The 13911-nt window shown below is 63.3% G+C and carries 15 protein-coding genes; 11 read left to right on the forward strand and 4 right to left on the reverse strand.

The window, feature by feature from the left end:
• Positions 1 to 702 (forward strand): zinc-binding dehydrogenase (locus tag EN955_RS22205; RefSeq protein ID WP_127223452.1); only part of this gene is annotated, 702 nt, incomplete at its 5' end.
• A 4-nt stretch (positions 703 to 706) separates the two neighbouring features.
• A complete protein-coding gene (locus EN955_RS22210; protein ID WP_024501278.1) occupies positions 707 to 1699 on the forward strand; it encodes a lipid A biosynthesis lauroyl acyltransferase in 993 nt (330 codons plus the stop codon).
• Between the two features lie 45 nt (positions 1700 to 1744).
• Here EN955_RS22210 and EN955_RS22215 read toward each other — a convergent pair whose 3' ends face one another.
• A complete protein-coding gene (locus EN955_RS22215) occupies positions 1745 to 2173 on the reverse strand; it encodes a L,D-transpeptidase (RefSeq protein ID WP_024501279.1) in 429 nt (142 codons plus the stop codon).
• A 222-nt stretch (positions 2174 to 2395) separates the two neighbouring features.
• Between EN955_RS22215 and EN955_RS22220 the strand changes: the two genes are divergently transcribed.
• The 5 genes from EN955_RS22220 (at position 2396) to EN955_RS22240 (ending at position 8762) form a co-directional block, all read left to right on the forward strand.
• Positions 2396 to 3676 carry an acetylornithine deacetylase/succinyl-diaminopimelate desuccinylase family protein gene (locus EN955_RS22220; RefSeq protein ID WP_024501280.1) on the forward strand — a complete coding sequence of 427 codons (1281 nt, stop codon included), beginning with the start codon at positions 2396 to 2398 and terminating at the stop codon, positions 3674 to 3676.
• A gap of 161 nt (positions 3677 to 3837) precedes the next feature.
• Complete coding sequence (locus EN955_RS22225) at positions 3838 to 5316, forward strand: ABC transporter substrate-binding protein (protein ID WP_024501281.1); 1479 nt, start codon at positions 3838 to 3840, stop codon at positions 5314 to 5316.
• 13 nt (positions 5317 to 5329) lie between these two features.
• Positions 5330 to 6277, forward strand: a complete 948-nt coding sequence (locus tag EN955_RS22230; RefSeq protein WP_024501282.1) for an ABC transporter permease — start codon at positions 5330 to 5332, stop codon at positions 6275 to 6277.
• Entirely contained in the window at positions 6274 to 7143 is an 870-nt protein-coding gene (locus EN955_RS22235; RefSeq protein ID WP_024501283.1) for an ABC transporter permease, read from the forward strand. Before EN955_RS22230 ends, EN955_RS22235 begins: the two co-directional genes overlap by 4 nt.
• The gene (locus EN955_RS22240; protein WP_024501284.1) at positions 7140 to 8762 is read left to right on the forward strand and encodes a dipeptide ABC transporter ATP-binding protein; all 1623 of its coding nucleotides are present in this window, start codon (positions 7140 to 7142) and stop codon (positions 8760 to 8762) included. The genes EN955_RS22235 and EN955_RS22240 overlap by 4 nt, the downstream gene beginning before the upstream one ends.
• 21 nt (positions 8763 to 8783) lie before the next feature.
• On the opposite strand, the gene EN955_RS22245 is transcribed toward EN955_RS22240, so the two are convergent.
• A complete protein-coding gene (locus EN955_RS22245) occupies positions 8784 to 9215 on the reverse strand; it encodes a TerB family tellurite resistance protein (protein WP_013531214.1) in 432 nt (143 codons plus the stop codon).
• Positions 9216 to 9362: 147 nt separating this feature from the next.
• On the opposite strand from EN955_RS22245, the gene EN955_RS22250 reads away from it, so the two are divergent.
• The 4 genes from EN955_RS22250 to EN955_RS22265 all read left to right on the forward strand — a co-directional run bounded on the left by EN955_RS22250 (position 9363) and on the right by EN955_RS22265 (position 11793).
• Positions 9363 to 10148 (forward strand): TSUP family transporter, encoded by a 786-nt coding sequence (locus EN955_RS22250; RefSeq protein WP_013531213.1) that lies wholly within the window; start codon positions 9363 to 9365, stop codon positions 10146 to 10148.
• Between the two features lie 51 nt (positions 10149 to 10199).
• On the forward strand, positions 10200 to 10370 hold the full coding sequence (locus EN955_RS22255; RefSeq protein WP_013531212.1) for a hypothetical protein: 171 nt from the start codon (positions 10200 to 10202) through the stop codon (positions 10368 to 10370).
• 160 nt (positions 10371 to 10530) lie between these two features.
• A complete protein-coding gene (locus EN955_RS22260) occupies positions 10531 to 11301 on the forward strand; it encodes an AraC family transcriptional regulator (protein ID WP_050580402.1) in 771 nt (256 codons plus the stop codon).
• A gap of 72 nt (positions 11302 to 11373) precedes the next feature.
• On the forward strand, positions 11374 to 11793 hold the full coding sequence (locus EN955_RS22265) for a VOC family protein (RefSeq protein ID WP_024501285.1): 420 nt from the start codon (positions 11374 to 11376) through the stop codon (positions 11791 to 11793).
• 12 nt (positions 11794 to 11805) lie between these two features.
• On the opposite strand, the gene EN955_RS22270 is transcribed toward EN955_RS22265, so the two are convergent.
• Positions 11806 to 13281: a cobyric acid synthase gene (locus tag EN955_RS22270; RefSeq protein ID WP_024501286.1), complete on the reverse strand. Its 1476-nt coding sequence runs from the start codon at positions 13279 to 13281 to the stop codon at positions 11806 to 11808.
• Positions 13281 to 13895, reverse strand: a complete 615-nt coding sequence (locus EN955_RS22275) for a dimethylsulfonioproprionate lyase family protein (protein WP_024501287.1) — start codon at positions 13893 to 13895, stop codon at positions 13281 to 13283. Before EN955_RS22275 ends, EN955_RS22270 begins: the two co-directional genes overlap by 1 nt.
• Positions 13896 to 13911 lie beyond the last annotated feature (16 nt).

Raw genomic sequence — 13911 nt, forward strand, 5'->3', positions numbered from 1 at the left:
GGCGTGCACGGTTTCCATCTCGACGGTTTCGCGCAGGAGAAGATCAATCTGCCGGCCCGCCTGCTGGTCCCTGCCCCGCCCGGCGTGACCGACATCGGGGCGGCGGTGGCGCCCGTCACCTTCGGCACCGTCGAGCACATGCTGTTCGACAACGCCAGGCTTCAACCCGGCGAAACCATCCTTATCCATGCCGGCGGATCCGGCATCGGCTCGGCGGCCATCCAGTTGGCCAAGCGGATGGGTTGCACGATCATCACTACGGTCGGCTCCAACGACAAGATCGACAAGGCCAAGGCGCTCGGCGCCGACCATGTCATCAACTACCGCGACGACCGTTTCGAGGGCGTCGTGCGCAAGCTGACCAAGAAGAAGGGCGTCGACGTCGTCTTTGAACATGTCGGCGCCGACACATTCGCCGCCTCGATGCTGTGCCTGAAGCGTGGCGGCCGCCTGGTGACCTGCGGTTCGACCTCCGGCGTGTCGACGCAGATCAATTTGATGCAGCTGTTCCAGCAGCAATTGAAACTGCTTGGCTCCTTTGGCTGCCGCATGGAAAACATGGCCAACGCCATGCAGAAAATGGCGGCGGGACAGGTCGCACCCGTCATCGACACCGAAGTCGGCTTCGACGGTATTGACGCCGCGCTGAAGCGCATGGAAGGCCGCGACGTTTTCGGCAAGATCATCCTGCGCGTCGGCTAGAGCCTTGACCTCTGTATTCAAGAAGTTCCGCCGGGACCTCAAATTTCGTTACGGCAGGCAACTGCGCCAGCTCAATTACTGGCTGGTGGCGCGGGCAGCGATGATGATCATCTCGGTCCTGCGCCTGCTGCCGGCCGACAGTGCGCTGAATTTCGCCGACCGCGTCGCACGCCTGGTCGGCCCCCGGGTTGGACGCCATCAGGTCGCCGTCGACAATCTGCGCAAGGCCTATCCGGAAAAGAGCGAAGCCGAAATCCAGGCGATCGCCTCCGACATGTGGGGCAACATGGCTCGCTTGGCCGCGGAATACATCTTTCTCGACGCCCTCTTCGACTACGACCCCGCGGCCAGCGAGCCCGGCCGCGTCGAGGTCAAGGGGGCTGACCACTTCGTCGAAATAGCCAGCGAAGAGAAGCCGCACATCGTCTTCACCGGTCATCTCGGTAATTTCGAATTGCTGCCGGTGGCGGCCGCGACTTTCGGCATGAACATCACTGCGCTGTTTCGCCCGCCTAACAATCCCTATCTCGCCGACTACATCCTCTCGACGCGCCGCTCGACCATGGGCTCGTTGCTGCCATCCATGGCGGGCGCGTCATTCGCCTTGGCCGGGGTTCTGGAGAACGGCGGCAACATCGGCATCCTTGTCGACCAGAAATTCTCCAATGGACTGGAGACGACATTCTTCGGCCGTCCCTGCCAGAGCAATCGCGTGCTGGCCACCCTTGCCCGCCACTACGACTGCGACGTCTATCCGGCGCGCTGCGTCAGGCTGCCGGGCAACCGCTTCCGGCTCGAGATCGAGGACAGACTGGTTCTGCCGCGCACCGCAGACGGCAGCGTCGACGTCCACGCCACCACCCAGATGCTGAATGACGTGGTCGAGCGCTGGGTTCGCGAGGATCCCGGCCAGTGGATGTGGTTCCACAAAAGGTGGGAGATCAGCAACTGGCGCCGCAAACCGCGCCCGAAGCCGGCTTCCGCCGCAAGCACCTGAACTGGCGAGAACAAGCGTTCTACGCCAGCCGGCGAAATCAGGCGCTCAGTTGGTGACGACGATGCGCGTGTTACCGAATCCCACTTCCCGCACCATCGCATAGAAGGCCGCCGCATTGGCCGTGTGCAGCCGCACGCAGCCATGCGAAGCCGGGCGGCCGAGCTGTCTGACGGCACCGGTTCCATGGATGGCATAGCCGCCATGGAAGAACACGGAATACGGCATCGGCGACATATGATATTTGCGCGAATACCACATCCGGGCCGTGCGTTGCGGCCGGTACGTGCCACGCGGCGTGAAATAGCCGGTGCGCGCGGTCGACACGCTCCACCGGTAAACCGACAGGCCATACCGGACCGTCATCGTCTGCGAAGATACGTCTATGTTCGCCACGAGGCTGGCTGCCCAGCCCTGCCCCGAAGCGCTGAACAGCATCGCGACAAACATAGCCGCCATGAGAACTGTCTTTTTCATGCGATCAAACCCCTTTGATTGCCCCTTGCCTGCCTGCCATCACGGTGTTTTTCATCATTTTAATGGCAGGTGAATGAAGTAACACACACTCGTTGACCAATTGGCCAATTCAAAGCAGCGAATTTGAACGATTTCCCGCGATAGTTGCCGCAACGACACGCCGCACGGGCCTGATCACCAGCGGGCTTGCAAAATCGCTGATATCGCTGCTCAACTCGTCGTATGAACGAGCGACTCCTCAAGGCAATCGACAGCAGGCGCGACGCCGTCGTTGCGCTGACCACCGACCTCATCCGTTTTCCGACCATCAATCCGCCCGGCGAAGCCTACGGGCCATGCGCCGAATACATCGGTGCGCGGCTGAAGAAGCGCGGCTTCGAAACGGAATTCATCCGCGCCGAAGGCGCGCCCGGCGATACGGATCGCTATCCGCGTATCAATGTCGTCGCGCGATTTGACGGACGCTCTCCGGGCGCCTGCGTCCACTTCAACTCGCATATCGACGTCGTCGAAGCCGGCGATGGTTGGACCGTCGATCCCTTCGCCGGCATCGTCAAGGACGGCAAGGTCTACGGCCGCGGCGCCTGCGACATGAAAGGCGGGCTCGCCGCCTCCATCATCGCCGTCGAGGCCTTCATGGAAGTATTCCCCGACTTTCCCGGCGCCATCGAGATATCGGGCACGGTGGACGAAGAATCCGGCGGCTTCGGCGGCGTCGCCCATCTGGCCGGGCTCGGCTACTTCTCGAAACCCAGGGTCGACCACGTCATCATCCCCGAGCCGCTCAACAAGGACCGCATCTGCCTTGGCCATCGCGGCGTCTGGTGGGCGGAAATCGAGACCAAGGGCGAGATCGCACATGGCTCCATGCCATTCCTCGGCGACAACGCGGTGCGCCACATGGGCGCCGTGTTAAGGGCTTTCGAGGACGAGTTGTTTCCCGCGCTTGACCGCAAGATGACGCGCATGCCGGTTGTGCCCGAAGGGGCAAAACGCTCGACCATGAACATCAATTCGATCCATGGCGGCCAGACCGAGGATTTCCGGCCCGGCCTGCCGTCGCCCAACGTGCCCGACTCCTGCCGGATGACCATCGACCGCCGTTTCCTGCTCGAGGAGGATCTCGACACCGTCAAAGGTGAAGTGACCGGCATTCTCGACCGGTTGAAGCGCGAGCGGACAAAATTCGACTATGAAATCCGCGACGTGATGGAAGTGCTGCCGCTGATGACCGAGCGCGACGCGCCGGTAGTCAAGGCAGTTGCGCAAGGCATCATGGCGATCTTCGACCGCGAACCCGACTACGTCATTTCGCCCGGCACCTATGACCAGAAGCACATAGCTCGCATCGGCCATATCTATGATTGCATCGCTTATGGGCCTGGCATTCTCGACCTCGCCCACCGGCCGGACGAATGGGTCGGCATATCGGACATGGTGGAATCGGCCAAGGTGATGGCGATAGGGCTCAACGTGCTGCTGCGCGGCACAGCCACGGGATAAGGTGCGCACCGCGACAAGCTTCGACTGCCGATGCGGTCGCCAGGATAAAAACATTCCCGGCCACGCCAAGGGGCAGAACGAAACGCAATTTACTCCGTGGCGAAATCACGCTTCTATCACTCGGGTTCGAGCACGTGTCTGAACGCATGGGGAGTTGCACGATGAAATTGTGGAAAACCATTCTGGCGGCCGCGGTGCTGTCGCTGGCCGCCGGCACCTCTGCGTTCGCCGCGCGAACCGACCTGGTCATCGGCATTCCGCTCGAACCCCCGCATCTCGATCCGACCGCCGGTGCCGCCGCAGCGATCGACGAGGTTCTCTATGCCAATGTGTTCGAAGGCCTGACGCGCATCGGGCCGAATGGCGAGGTGCTGCCGGATCTGGCCGAAAGCTGGACCATTTCCGATGACGGCAAGGTCTACACCTTCAAGCTGCACACCGGCGTGAAATTCCATGACGGCACCGACTTCGATGCCGCCGACGTGAAATTCTCGCTCGATCGTGCCCGCGCCGACAATTCGGTCAACGCGCAAAAGGTGCTGTTCGCCGCCATCGACAAGGTCGACGTCGTCGATCCGGCAACCGTCAAGGTCACGCTGAAGAACCCGCAGGGCTCGTTCCTCTACAATATGGGCTGGGGCGACGCGGTGATCGTGGCGCCGGAATCTGCCGACACCAACAAGGAGAAACCGATCGGCACCGGCCCGTTCAAGTTCCAGAGCTGGGCCAAGGGATCGTCGATCACGCTGGTCAAATCGGACAATTACTGGGGCACGCCGGCGTCGCTCGACAAGGCCGAGTTTCGCATCGTGCCGGATGCCGCGGCCTATGTGCCGGCGCTGCTCTCGGGCGACATCCAGGCTTTCCCGTTCTTCGATGCCGACAGCGTCGCCCAGGTCAAGGACGACCCGCGCTTCAAGGTGGTGATCGGCGCGACCGAGGGTGAGACCATCCTGTCGATCAACAACAAGAAGCCGCCTTTCGACAAGCTGCAGGTGAGGCAGGCGATCTCTTACGCGCTCGACCGCAAGGCCATCATCGACGGCGCCTCGGCCGGCCTCGGCCAGCCGATCGGCTCGCATATGTCGCCGGCCAACAAGGACTATGTCGACCTCACCGGCCGCTACCCGCATGATGTCGCCAAGGCCAAGGAATTGCTGAAAGAGGCAGGCCTCGAGAACGGCTTCAAGGCGACGCTGAAACTGCCGCCGCCCACCTATGCCCGTCTCGGTGGCGAAATCATCGCCTCGCAGCTTCGCGACGTTGGCATCGATCTGGAAATCATTCCGGTCGAATGGGCACAGTGGCTGGACCAGGTATTCACCAAGAAGGATTACGACCTGACGATCGTCTCCCACACCGAGCCCAACGACATCGATATCTATTCGCGCAAGGATTATTACTTCAACTACGACAACCCGGCCTTCGACAAGGTGATTGCCGATCTCGGCGTCACCTCCGACGAAGCCAAGCGCAAAGAATTGCTGGGGCAAGCGCAGAAGATCCTGGCCGACGATGCGGTGGTCGGCTTCCTCTATGAATTGCCGAAGATCGGCGTCTGGGACGCCAGGCTGCAAGGGCTGTGGGAAAACGCCCCGATCCAGGCCAATGATTTGACCAAGGTGAAGTGGAGCGAGTGATCCCTCACCTTCCATGACCGCCTACCTCCTAAAACGCCTCGCCATCGCCATCGCCACGCTGGTGCTGGCTTCCATGGTGGTGTTCGCCGTCCTGGAGATCCTGCCCGGCGATCCGGTGCGGCTAATGCTGGGCATGAATGCCAGCGCCGACCAGGTCGAGTTGCTGCGCAACCAGATGGGCCTCAACGCGCCGTTAGCTTGGCGCTATCTGCACTGGGCGGGCGGCCTGCTCAGCCTCGATTTCGGCCGCTCCTACACCTATTCGGTGCCGGTCATCGGTCTGGTGCGCGAGCGGCTGGCCGTCTCGCTGCCGCTGGCGCTGATTGCGCTTGCGCTCTCCACCCTCATCGCGATTCCCGTCGGCCTGTTTTCCGCCAGCCGGCGTGGACGGGCCGGTGATACGATTTCCATGGGCGCCGCACAGCTTGGCGTCGCCGTGCCCAATTTCTGGTTCGCGCTGATGCTGATCTATGTCTTCGCCGTCTGGCTGCGGCTGGTTCCTGCTGGCGGCTTTCCCGGCTGGAGTGCCGGCGTCTGGCCAGCCTTGAAGTCGCTGCTGCTGCCGGCAGTGGCGCTTGCCTTGCCGCAAGCCGCGATTCTGGCGCGCGTCACCCGCTCGGCGCTGATCGAGGTGCTGAACGAGGACTATATCCGTACCGCCCGCGCCAAGGGTCTGCCCTACCGAGCTGTGCTGTGGCGGCACGCGCTGCGCAACGCCATGATTCCGGTGCTGACCATTCTGGGCCTGCAGTTCGCCTTCCTGCTTGCCGGCACCATCATCATCGAGAATGTTTTCTATCTGCCCGGCCTCGGCAGGCTGGTGTTCCAGGCGATCACCCAGCGCGACCTGATCGTCGTCGAAAGCGTCGTCATGCTGCTGGTCGCCGCCGTCATCGCCGTCAATCTGCTGGTCGACCTTTCCTATGCGGTCGTCGATCCGCGCCTGAGAAGCCGGCAATGACATTGCACATCGACATATCAGAAGAGACGTTCGGCAGCATCCTGGGCAAGGCGTTCGGGAATACCGCCTTCGTTGCCGGTTTCGTCATCACCCTGCTGATCCTGGCAATGGCTGTCGTCTCCTATGCCTGGACGCCCTATGACGTCACGAAACTGGTGATATCGGATAAGACGCAAGCGCCCTCGCTGGCGCACTGGTTCGGCACCGACCATTTCGGCCGCGACATCCTGTCGATGGTCATGGTCGGCGCCCGCAATTCGATTGCCGTGGCACTGGTCGCGGTCGGCATCGGCATGGGGGTCGGCGTGCCGCTCGGCGCCTTTGCCGCGGCACGCGGCGGCCTCGTCGACGAGGCGCTGATGCGGCTGAACGACCTCGTCTTCGCCTTCCCGGCTTTGCTGTCGGCGATCATGATCACCGCCATCTTCGGGCCGGGCGCCGTCAACGCCATCATCGCCATCGGCATCTTCAACATCCCGGTCTTTGCGCGCGTCGCCCGGGCCGGCGCGCTGGCGATCTGGCCGCGCGAGTTCATTCTCGCCGCACGCGCCGCCGGCAAGAGCAGCACGCAGATCACAATCGAACATGTGCTGCCCAACATCGCCACGCTGCTTCTGGTGCAAGGCACCATCCAGTTCGCTCTGGGTATCCTGGCCGAGGCCGGGCTTTCCTATCTCGGCCTGGGTGCGCAACCGCCAATGCCGAGCTGGGGCCGCATGCTGTTCGACGCGCAGACCCGCATGGTGGTGGCGCCATGGATGGCGATCTTTCCGGGCATGGCGATCGTTGTCGCCGTGCTGGGGCTGAACCTGCTGGGTGACGGCATCGCCGACGTCCTCGATCCGAAATCGCGGCGGCAGCGATGAGCCTGCTCGACATCGAGAACCTGTCGCTGACCATCGGCGACACGCAGATCCTCAAGGGTGTGGAACTTTCCGTCGCGCCCGGTGAGGTGATGGGGCTGGTCGGCGAATCCGGTTCCGGCAAATCGATGACCGCGCTGACGGTGATGCAGCTTCTGCCCCATGCCGCGCGCGCCAGCGGACGTGTCACATTCGACGGCATCGACATCCTGGCAGCAACCGAGGACCAGATGTGTGCGCTGCGCGGCGACGACATCGGCATGGTGTTCCAGGAGCCGATGACCGCGCTCAATCCGGTCAAGACCATCGGCGAACAGGTTGCCGAAGGCATACGCTGGCACACCAGGGCCAGCCGCGCCGAGGCCGAAGACCGGGCGCGAAAAATGCTCGACCGTGTCGGCTTGCCCGAAGCGAAATTCCCGCTGTCGCGCTATCCGCACGAACTGTCGGGCGGCCAGCGCCAGCGCGTCGTCATCGCCATCGCCTGCGCGCTGAAGCCGAAGCTGCTGATCGCCGACGAACCGACGACGGCGCTCGACGTGGTGCTGCAGGCACAAATCCTCGACCTTTTGCGCGACCTCGTCGCGGAGAGCCGCATGGGCCTGCTGCTGATCTCGCATGACCTCGCCGTGGTGACCGAGATGGCTGACCGCATCACCATCCTGCGCCGCGGCGAGGTGATGGAAGCCGGCGACACCGCACGCACGCTATCCGAACAGCTCCACCCCTACACGCGCCAGTTGGCGCAGGCCTCGATGCATGTGCCGGCGCGCGCCAGGCCGCATGGCATCGAGACGGGCCGCCCTTTGCTTCAGGTCGAGGGCGTGACCCGCGACTATCCCGGCCGGCGCACCTGGCTGTTTAAGCGCGCGCCTGGTATCCGCGCCGTCGACGACGTCTCGCTGTCGATGGCGCCGAGTCAGTCAGTGGCACTGGTTGGTCGCTCCGGCTGCGGCAAGTCGACGCTCGCCCGCATGATCCTGGCGCTGGATCGGCCGACATCGGGCTCAATCTCGTTCCGCGGCGGGACCATAACCGGCAAGAGCGAAGCCGAGTTAAAGCCGGCGCGACGCGATATGCAGGTCGTTTTTCAAGATCCCTATGGCTCCTTCGACCCGCGCCAGAAGGTGGAAAAGCTGGTTGCCGAACCCCTGCATGTGCTGGAGAAAAAGCCGACGCGCGCCGAGTGCCGCGAGATGGTGGCGCATGCCCTGCACGAAGTCGGCCTCGGCATCAGCGACATGGACAAATACCCCCATGAATTTTCCGGCGGCCAGCGCCAGCGCCTGTCGATCGCCCGCGCCATCATCACCCGCCCCAAGCTGGTCGTTGCCGACGAGCCGGTCTCGGCGCTCGATGTCTCGATCCGCGCCCAGATCCTCGATCTGTTCGCAGAGCTCAACCAGAAGCTCGGCATCGCCTACCTCTTCATCACCCACGACCTGACCGTGGCCCGCGCCATCACGGACGAGGTGCTGGTCATGCATGACGGCAAGATCGTCGAGCGCGGCAAGACGAGCGAAGTGCTCGACCACCCGCAGTCCGAGGCTGCCAAGGCGCTTGTCACCGCCGCCCCTGACTTGCACCGGGCGATCGCGGAGCGGCTGCGGGAGCAAGGCTGATCAGGAGAGAAGGCGGCCCGATCACTCCTGCGTCTTCACCACATCGACCGGGCTGATATCGAGCAGGTCGAGCGTGCGGCGCAGCAGGCGGATCTCGCTCTCGGCCAGTTGCGAATCCGCCTTGGCGATCTCCGCCATATGTTTGGCCAATTGCCGGCGCCGCTCGACGTCGAGATCGCGGAACAGTGCAATCGCCTGCGAGCCATTGGTCTCGTAGCCGAACTCGTTGAGATATTCGATGACGCTGTCGATGCTGCTTTCCGGAATGCCGAAGGCGTCCTTGCAGATGCGCCGGAAGGCAACCATTTCGCTCTCGCTGACCGACCCGTCGGCCAGGATCATGCGAAACAGCATCAGCAGTTCCGCCGATAGGACCGGATCGTCCGCCACCTTGCGCACGCCGGGGTCGCCGTCGAATATCTGACGTATCTGGTCCAGCAATGCGAATGCCATCAGGAGCCTCTTTCCGGGTTAACTACACAAACACAATCCAGGCGCGATGCGCTGGGATAGAGGTAGCGCGGAATCGATCTTGCGCAAACAGGGCGGCCGTGGTCGAACGCTCGATATTTCAGCCGGCCGGACACCTCCATACATCAGATGATCGACCTTAGCATCCAGACCGTCGCCATGCTCGCTTTCGCCGCTTTTGCCGCGGGCTTTGTCGATTCGATCGCCGGCGGCGGCGGGCTGATCACAGTGCCGGCGCTGCTGCTTGCCGGCTTCACGCCGGTCCAGGCGCTCGCCACCAACAAACTGCAAGGCATGTTCGGCTCGGGCTCGGCGACCATCCACTACGCGTCGAAGGGTCATGTCGACCTGCGCCGGCAATTGCCGTCGGCGCTTCTGGCCCTTGTCGGCAGCGCCATCGGCGCCTTGCTGGCGACGATCGTGCCGGGTGACATACTGCGGGCTGCCCTGCCCATCGTGCTGATCGCCATCGCGCTCTACTTCGCGTTCAAGCCCAACATGAACGATGTCGACCGCGCCGAGCGCCTGTCGCCGTTCCTGTTTGGATTGACCTTGGTGCCCGCCATCGGCTTCTACGATGGCCTGTTCGGGCCAGGCGCCGGCTCCTTTTACATGCTGGCCTTCGTGGCACTTGCCGGCTACGGCGTGCTCAAGGCGACGGCGCATACCAAATTGCTCAACTTCGCTTCCAACATCGGCGGCTTCATCGTCTTCGCGGCCTTCGGCGTCGTCTACTGGAAGATCGGCCTGATGATGGGCGTCGCCCAATTCCTCGGCGCTCGCGTCGGCGCCAGCCTGGCCATGCGCATCGGCGCAAGACTGATCAAGCCGCTGCTGGTGATCGTATGCCTGGCGCTTGCTGTGAAGTTGCTGGCTGACCCGGCGAACCCGCTGCGGGCCTTGATTGGTGTGTGATCCCGCGCCCTGATAGGATGCCGCTGTTCGAATCATGTTGGAGAGGCAGACATGAATCTTAGCGCACCTACCCAGATCGTTTTTATCATCTCCGTTGTTATCGCCATCATCGGCGTTCTCGCCGCGCTTGGCGTTCTCTCATTCATTCCACTCGCATCGGTGTGGATCGTGCTTATTGCTTTCATCGTGCTTGCCGGCGGCTGCTTGATGCGCGGCGCCTGACCATTTCCCTTGAAGTGGGGACGAGGAGCGCCCGGCCAAAAGCCGGGCGCTTTTGATTCCGGCCCTTGGTCTGTTAGATTTGACTGGCGCGAGGATGGCCGATGCCAGTCAAGATGCAACCCCAGCAAGAGCAGGACCGGTCCGTCGCCGGCGGTTTGAGATGCGCCGGCGCCTGCCCGATCCTCGACTTCAGGGCATTGTGTCGGACATTTGCGGCTATCGCGAAATGGCGCCCGACCATATGCGCAACGTCGAATATGCGTCGCTCACCGTACCGCTGGTCATCAGCTTCGCCGAACCCTTCGCCATCGGCCTCGGCAAGGCGCCCGGCGACAATGACCGCTTCGCCAGTTTCGCCGCCGGCCTCTTTGCCGGACCGGTGGTGATCGAATCCTTCGGCGGCGCCTGCTGCGTCCAGGTCAACTTCACGCCGCTTGGCGCACGCCGTTTCTTCCGCCTGCCGATGAGCGAACTGACAGACAGCATGGTCGTCCTCGACGACGTGCTTGGCGCTCAGGGCTTGGCGCTGCGTGAACGGCTGGGCAATGCGCCGGATTGGACGACGCGTTTCGACATGGCCGAAGCCTTCGTCACCGCCCGTCTCGAGAAGGCCGCCGAGACGCCACTTGAAATCGCCTGGGCCTATGACCGCATCATCACATCCGACGGCCGGACCCGCATTGCATTGATCGCCGAAAGGCTGGGCTGGAGCCGCAAACATCTCGCCGGCAGTTTTTCCAACGCCATCGGCATGGGCCCCAAGACACTGTCGCGCATCGTCCGCTTCAACCGCGCGCTCGGCCTGTCGAGGCAGCAGGCAGTCGACTGGGCCGATATCGCAGCCGATTGCGGCTATGCCGACCAGGCGCATCTGGTACGCGAATTCCGCGACCTCGCCGGCGAGACACCAACCGGAATCTCGGCCAGGTAACATTTCTTCAAGACGCCGGAACGGCCTTTACCCACAGTGGGGCATCGACCAACCCCACTGAAGGAGATCGACATGACCACCACCACCGAAGCGCCCCGCCTCTACCCCGCCTTGCGCTACAGGAACGCGGCAAAGATGATCGACTGGCTGGGCGAAGCCTTCGGCTTCAGCGTCCGGGCCCGCTATGGCGAAGGCGACGTCGTGCACCATGCCGAACTGGTCTTCGGCTCCTCGATGATCATGCTGGGCACCGTGCGCGACGACGACTACGGCAAGATGGTCGGCGAACCCGGCTCAGGCGGCGGCAAGTCGATCTACATCGCCGTCGATGATGCCGATGCCGCCTATGCCAAGGCCAGGAAGGCAGGCGCCACGATCATCCAGGAATTGATCAACCGCGACTATGGCAGCCGCGAGTTCATCTGCCGCGACCCGGAAGGCAACGTCTGGTCCTTCGGCACCTACTGGCCGAAGGCAGGCGACAAGGGCTGAGCCAACCGCGAATTACCGCGCCAGTGCAAAGATCGCGTCGCAGTCGAGATGGGTCTCCAGCTCGGCTGCGACCTCGTCCAGCGCCCGCTCGACCTCGGCTCGGTAGTCGATGCCGCCGCCCTTGATGCCGAGGCTTTCGAGGAATCTTCCGCGAAAGCCGTCGGCGCCAAACAGACCGTGCATATAGGTGCCGATCACCTTGCCATCGACCGACACTGCCCCGTCATCGATGCCATTGATGACTGCAGACGGCCTCAGCGTATCCGGCCCGGTGGTGCGGCCGAGATGGATTTCATAGCCTTCGAGCGGCAGGTCGAACGGCACCGAACGGGCGCTGACGTTGCGCACCGTCTTTTCCGGCTCCATTACCGTTTCGATGTCGAGCAGTCCGAGCCCTTCGGCTTCGGTGACGCTGCCTTCGATGCCGTCGGGATCGCGCACCATACGGCCGAGCATCTGGAAGCCGCCGCAAATGCCCACGACATGGCCGCCGCGCTTGCGATGCGCAAGAAGGTCGCGATCCCAACCGTTCTCGCGGAATTTCAAGAGATCGCCGATTGTCGACTTCGAGCCTGGAATGACCACCAGCCCGGCATCGGCGGGCAGCGGCTTTCCCGGCGGCACGAACACCACCTCGACCTGCGGCTCAGCCTTGAGCGGGTCGAGATCGTCGAAATTGGCGATGCGGCCAAGCATCGGCACCGCCACCTTCAGCGCGCGCGCTTCGCCGGACGCCAGCCGCTCCAGCACCACCGAATCTTCCGAAGGCAAGCGTGCCGCCGCCTTCAGCCACGGAACGACACCGAAACAGCGCCAGCCCGTGAATGTCCCGATCGACTTCAGGCCGTCGTCAAACAGCGAAACGTCGCCGCGGAACTTGTTGATGAGGTAGCCGGCGATCATGCGCCGGTCCTCTTCCGGGAGGATCAGATGCGTGCCGGCCACCGAAGCGATGACGCCGCCGCGATCGATGTCGCCGACCAGCACCACGGGCACATCGGCGCGCGTGGCAAAGCCCATATTGGCGATGTCGCGGCTGCGCAGGTTGATCTCGGCCGGCGAGCCGGCGCCCTCGACGATGACAAGATCGGCGCCCTCGCCGACCTTGCCCCAGGAGTCCAGAACGGCGTCCATCAGCCGGCCCTTCATCGCCTGGTAGTCGCGCGCCCGCGCTTCCCCGAACATTTTGCCCTGCACGATGACCTGCGCGCCGACATCGGTCTGCGGCTTCAGCAGCACCGGGTTCATGTGGACCGATGGCGCGACACCGCAAGCGATCGCCTGCAGCCATTGCGCGCGGCCGATCTCACCGCCGCCGGCATTGTTGTCACCTGGAATTTCGGCGACGGCGGCATTGTTCGACATGTTCTGCGGCTTGAATGGCCGCACCTTCAGCCCACGCTTTTTTGCCGCGCGGCAGAGGCCGGCGACCAGCACCGTCTTGCCGACGTCGGAACCCGTGCCTTGCAGCATGATCGCTTTGGCCATCAGTCCCTGCCCTGCGCCACGGTTCCGGTGATGTCGGATTTCTGCGCCAGCGGCCCGCCGCGCCAGATGTACAGCGCCAGCAATGGCTCCTTGCCGGTGCGCATGGCGTGATTGACGTTGGACGCGTGATGGACGACCTCGCCGGCCGTACGCATGCAAAAGCCGCTCTCGCCCATGCGCCATTCGGTGCCGCCGGTCAGCGGAATGTAGATTTCCTCGGCGACGTGATGGTGGTCGGGATAGACGATATCTGGTCCAAGAATCAGCAGGCCGGCGGCGGCCGCGTCATTGGCAAAGTGGCCACGTGTGCCGAACACTTCCAGCCAGCCGTAATTCTCGATGAACTCTTTCCCGAAGTCCGCCTCGCCATAAGTCTGCCCCCAGCGGAAATCATTGCGACGTTCGGCAAGCAGTTGCACCAGCGGCTTGGCATCCGGAGGCGCCAGTTCGGCGGCGCGATCGAGATGGCGCAGGCAGGCAAGCGGACGCGGCTCCAGCGTGCGAGCCGGCATGTCCCAGCCGATCCGGGCCACGGCATCGCGCATCAGGACGTGATCCACAGTCGCAAGGTATGCGTGGAACCGGCCCAGCAGTTCATCCAATTTTGTCGTCACATCTTGCTCCGGACAT

The sequence above is a fragment of the Mesorhizobium sp. M7A.F.Ca.CA.001.04.2.1 genome, from assembly GCF_003998485.1.
GTDB classification, from domain to species: domain Bacteria; phylum Pseudomonadota; class Alphaproteobacteria; order Rhizobiales; family Rhizobiaceae; genus Mesorhizobium; species Mesorhizobium ciceri.

What these genes read in the sequence shown, in the direction of transcription:
- EN955_RS22215 (WP_024501279.1), bottom strand. Translation starts at nt 2,173, where the DNA reads ATGAAAAAGACAGTTCTCATGGCGGCTATGTTTGTCGCGATGCTGTTC.
- EN955_RS22220 (WP_024501280.1), top strand. Translation starts at nt 2,396, where the DNA reads ATGAACGAGCGACTCCTCAAGGCAATCGACAGCAGGCGCGACGCCGTC.
- EN955_RS22225 (WP_024501281.1), top strand. Translation starts at nt 3,838, where the DNA reads ATGAAATTGTGGAAAACCATTCTGGCGGCCGCGGTGCTGTCGCTGGCC.
- EN955_RS22230 (WP_024501282.1), top strand. Translation starts at nt 5,330, where the DNA reads ATGACCGCCTACCTCCTAAAACGCCTCGCCATCGCCATCGCCACGCTG.
- EN955_RS22235 (WP_024501283.1), top strand. Translation starts at nt 6,274, where the DNA reads ATGACATTGCACATCGACATATCAGAAGAGACGTTCGGCAGCATCCTG.
- EN955_RS22240 (WP_024501284.1), top strand. Translation starts at nt 7,140, where the DNA reads ATGAGCCTGCTCGACATCGAGAACCTGTCGCTGACCATCGGCGACACG.
- EN955_RS22245 (WP_013531214.1), bottom strand. Translation starts at nt 9,215, where the DNA reads ATGGCATTCGCATTGCTGGACCAGATACGTCAGATATTCGACGGCGAC.
- EN955_RS22250 (WP_013531213.1), top strand. Translation starts at nt 9,363, where the DNA reads ATGATCGACCTTAGCATCCAGACCGTCGCCATGCTCGCTTTCGCCGCT.
- EN955_RS22255 (WP_013531212.1), top strand. Translation starts at nt 10,200, where the DNA reads ATGAATCTTAGCGCACCTACCCAGATCGTTTTTATCATCTCCGTTGTT.
- EN955_RS22260 (WP_050580402.1), top strand. Translation starts at nt 10,531, where the DNA reads ATGCGCCGGCGCCTGCCCGATCCTCGACTTCAGGGCATTGTGTCGGAC.
- EN955_RS22265 (WP_024501285.1), top strand. Translation starts at nt 11,374, where the DNA reads ATGACCACCACCACCGAAGCGCCCCGCCTCTACCCCGCCTTGCGCTAC.
- EN955_RS22270 (WP_024501286.1), bottom strand. Translation starts at nt 13,281, where the DNA reads ATGGCCAAAGCGATCATGCTGCAAGGCACGGGTTCCGACGTCGGCAAG.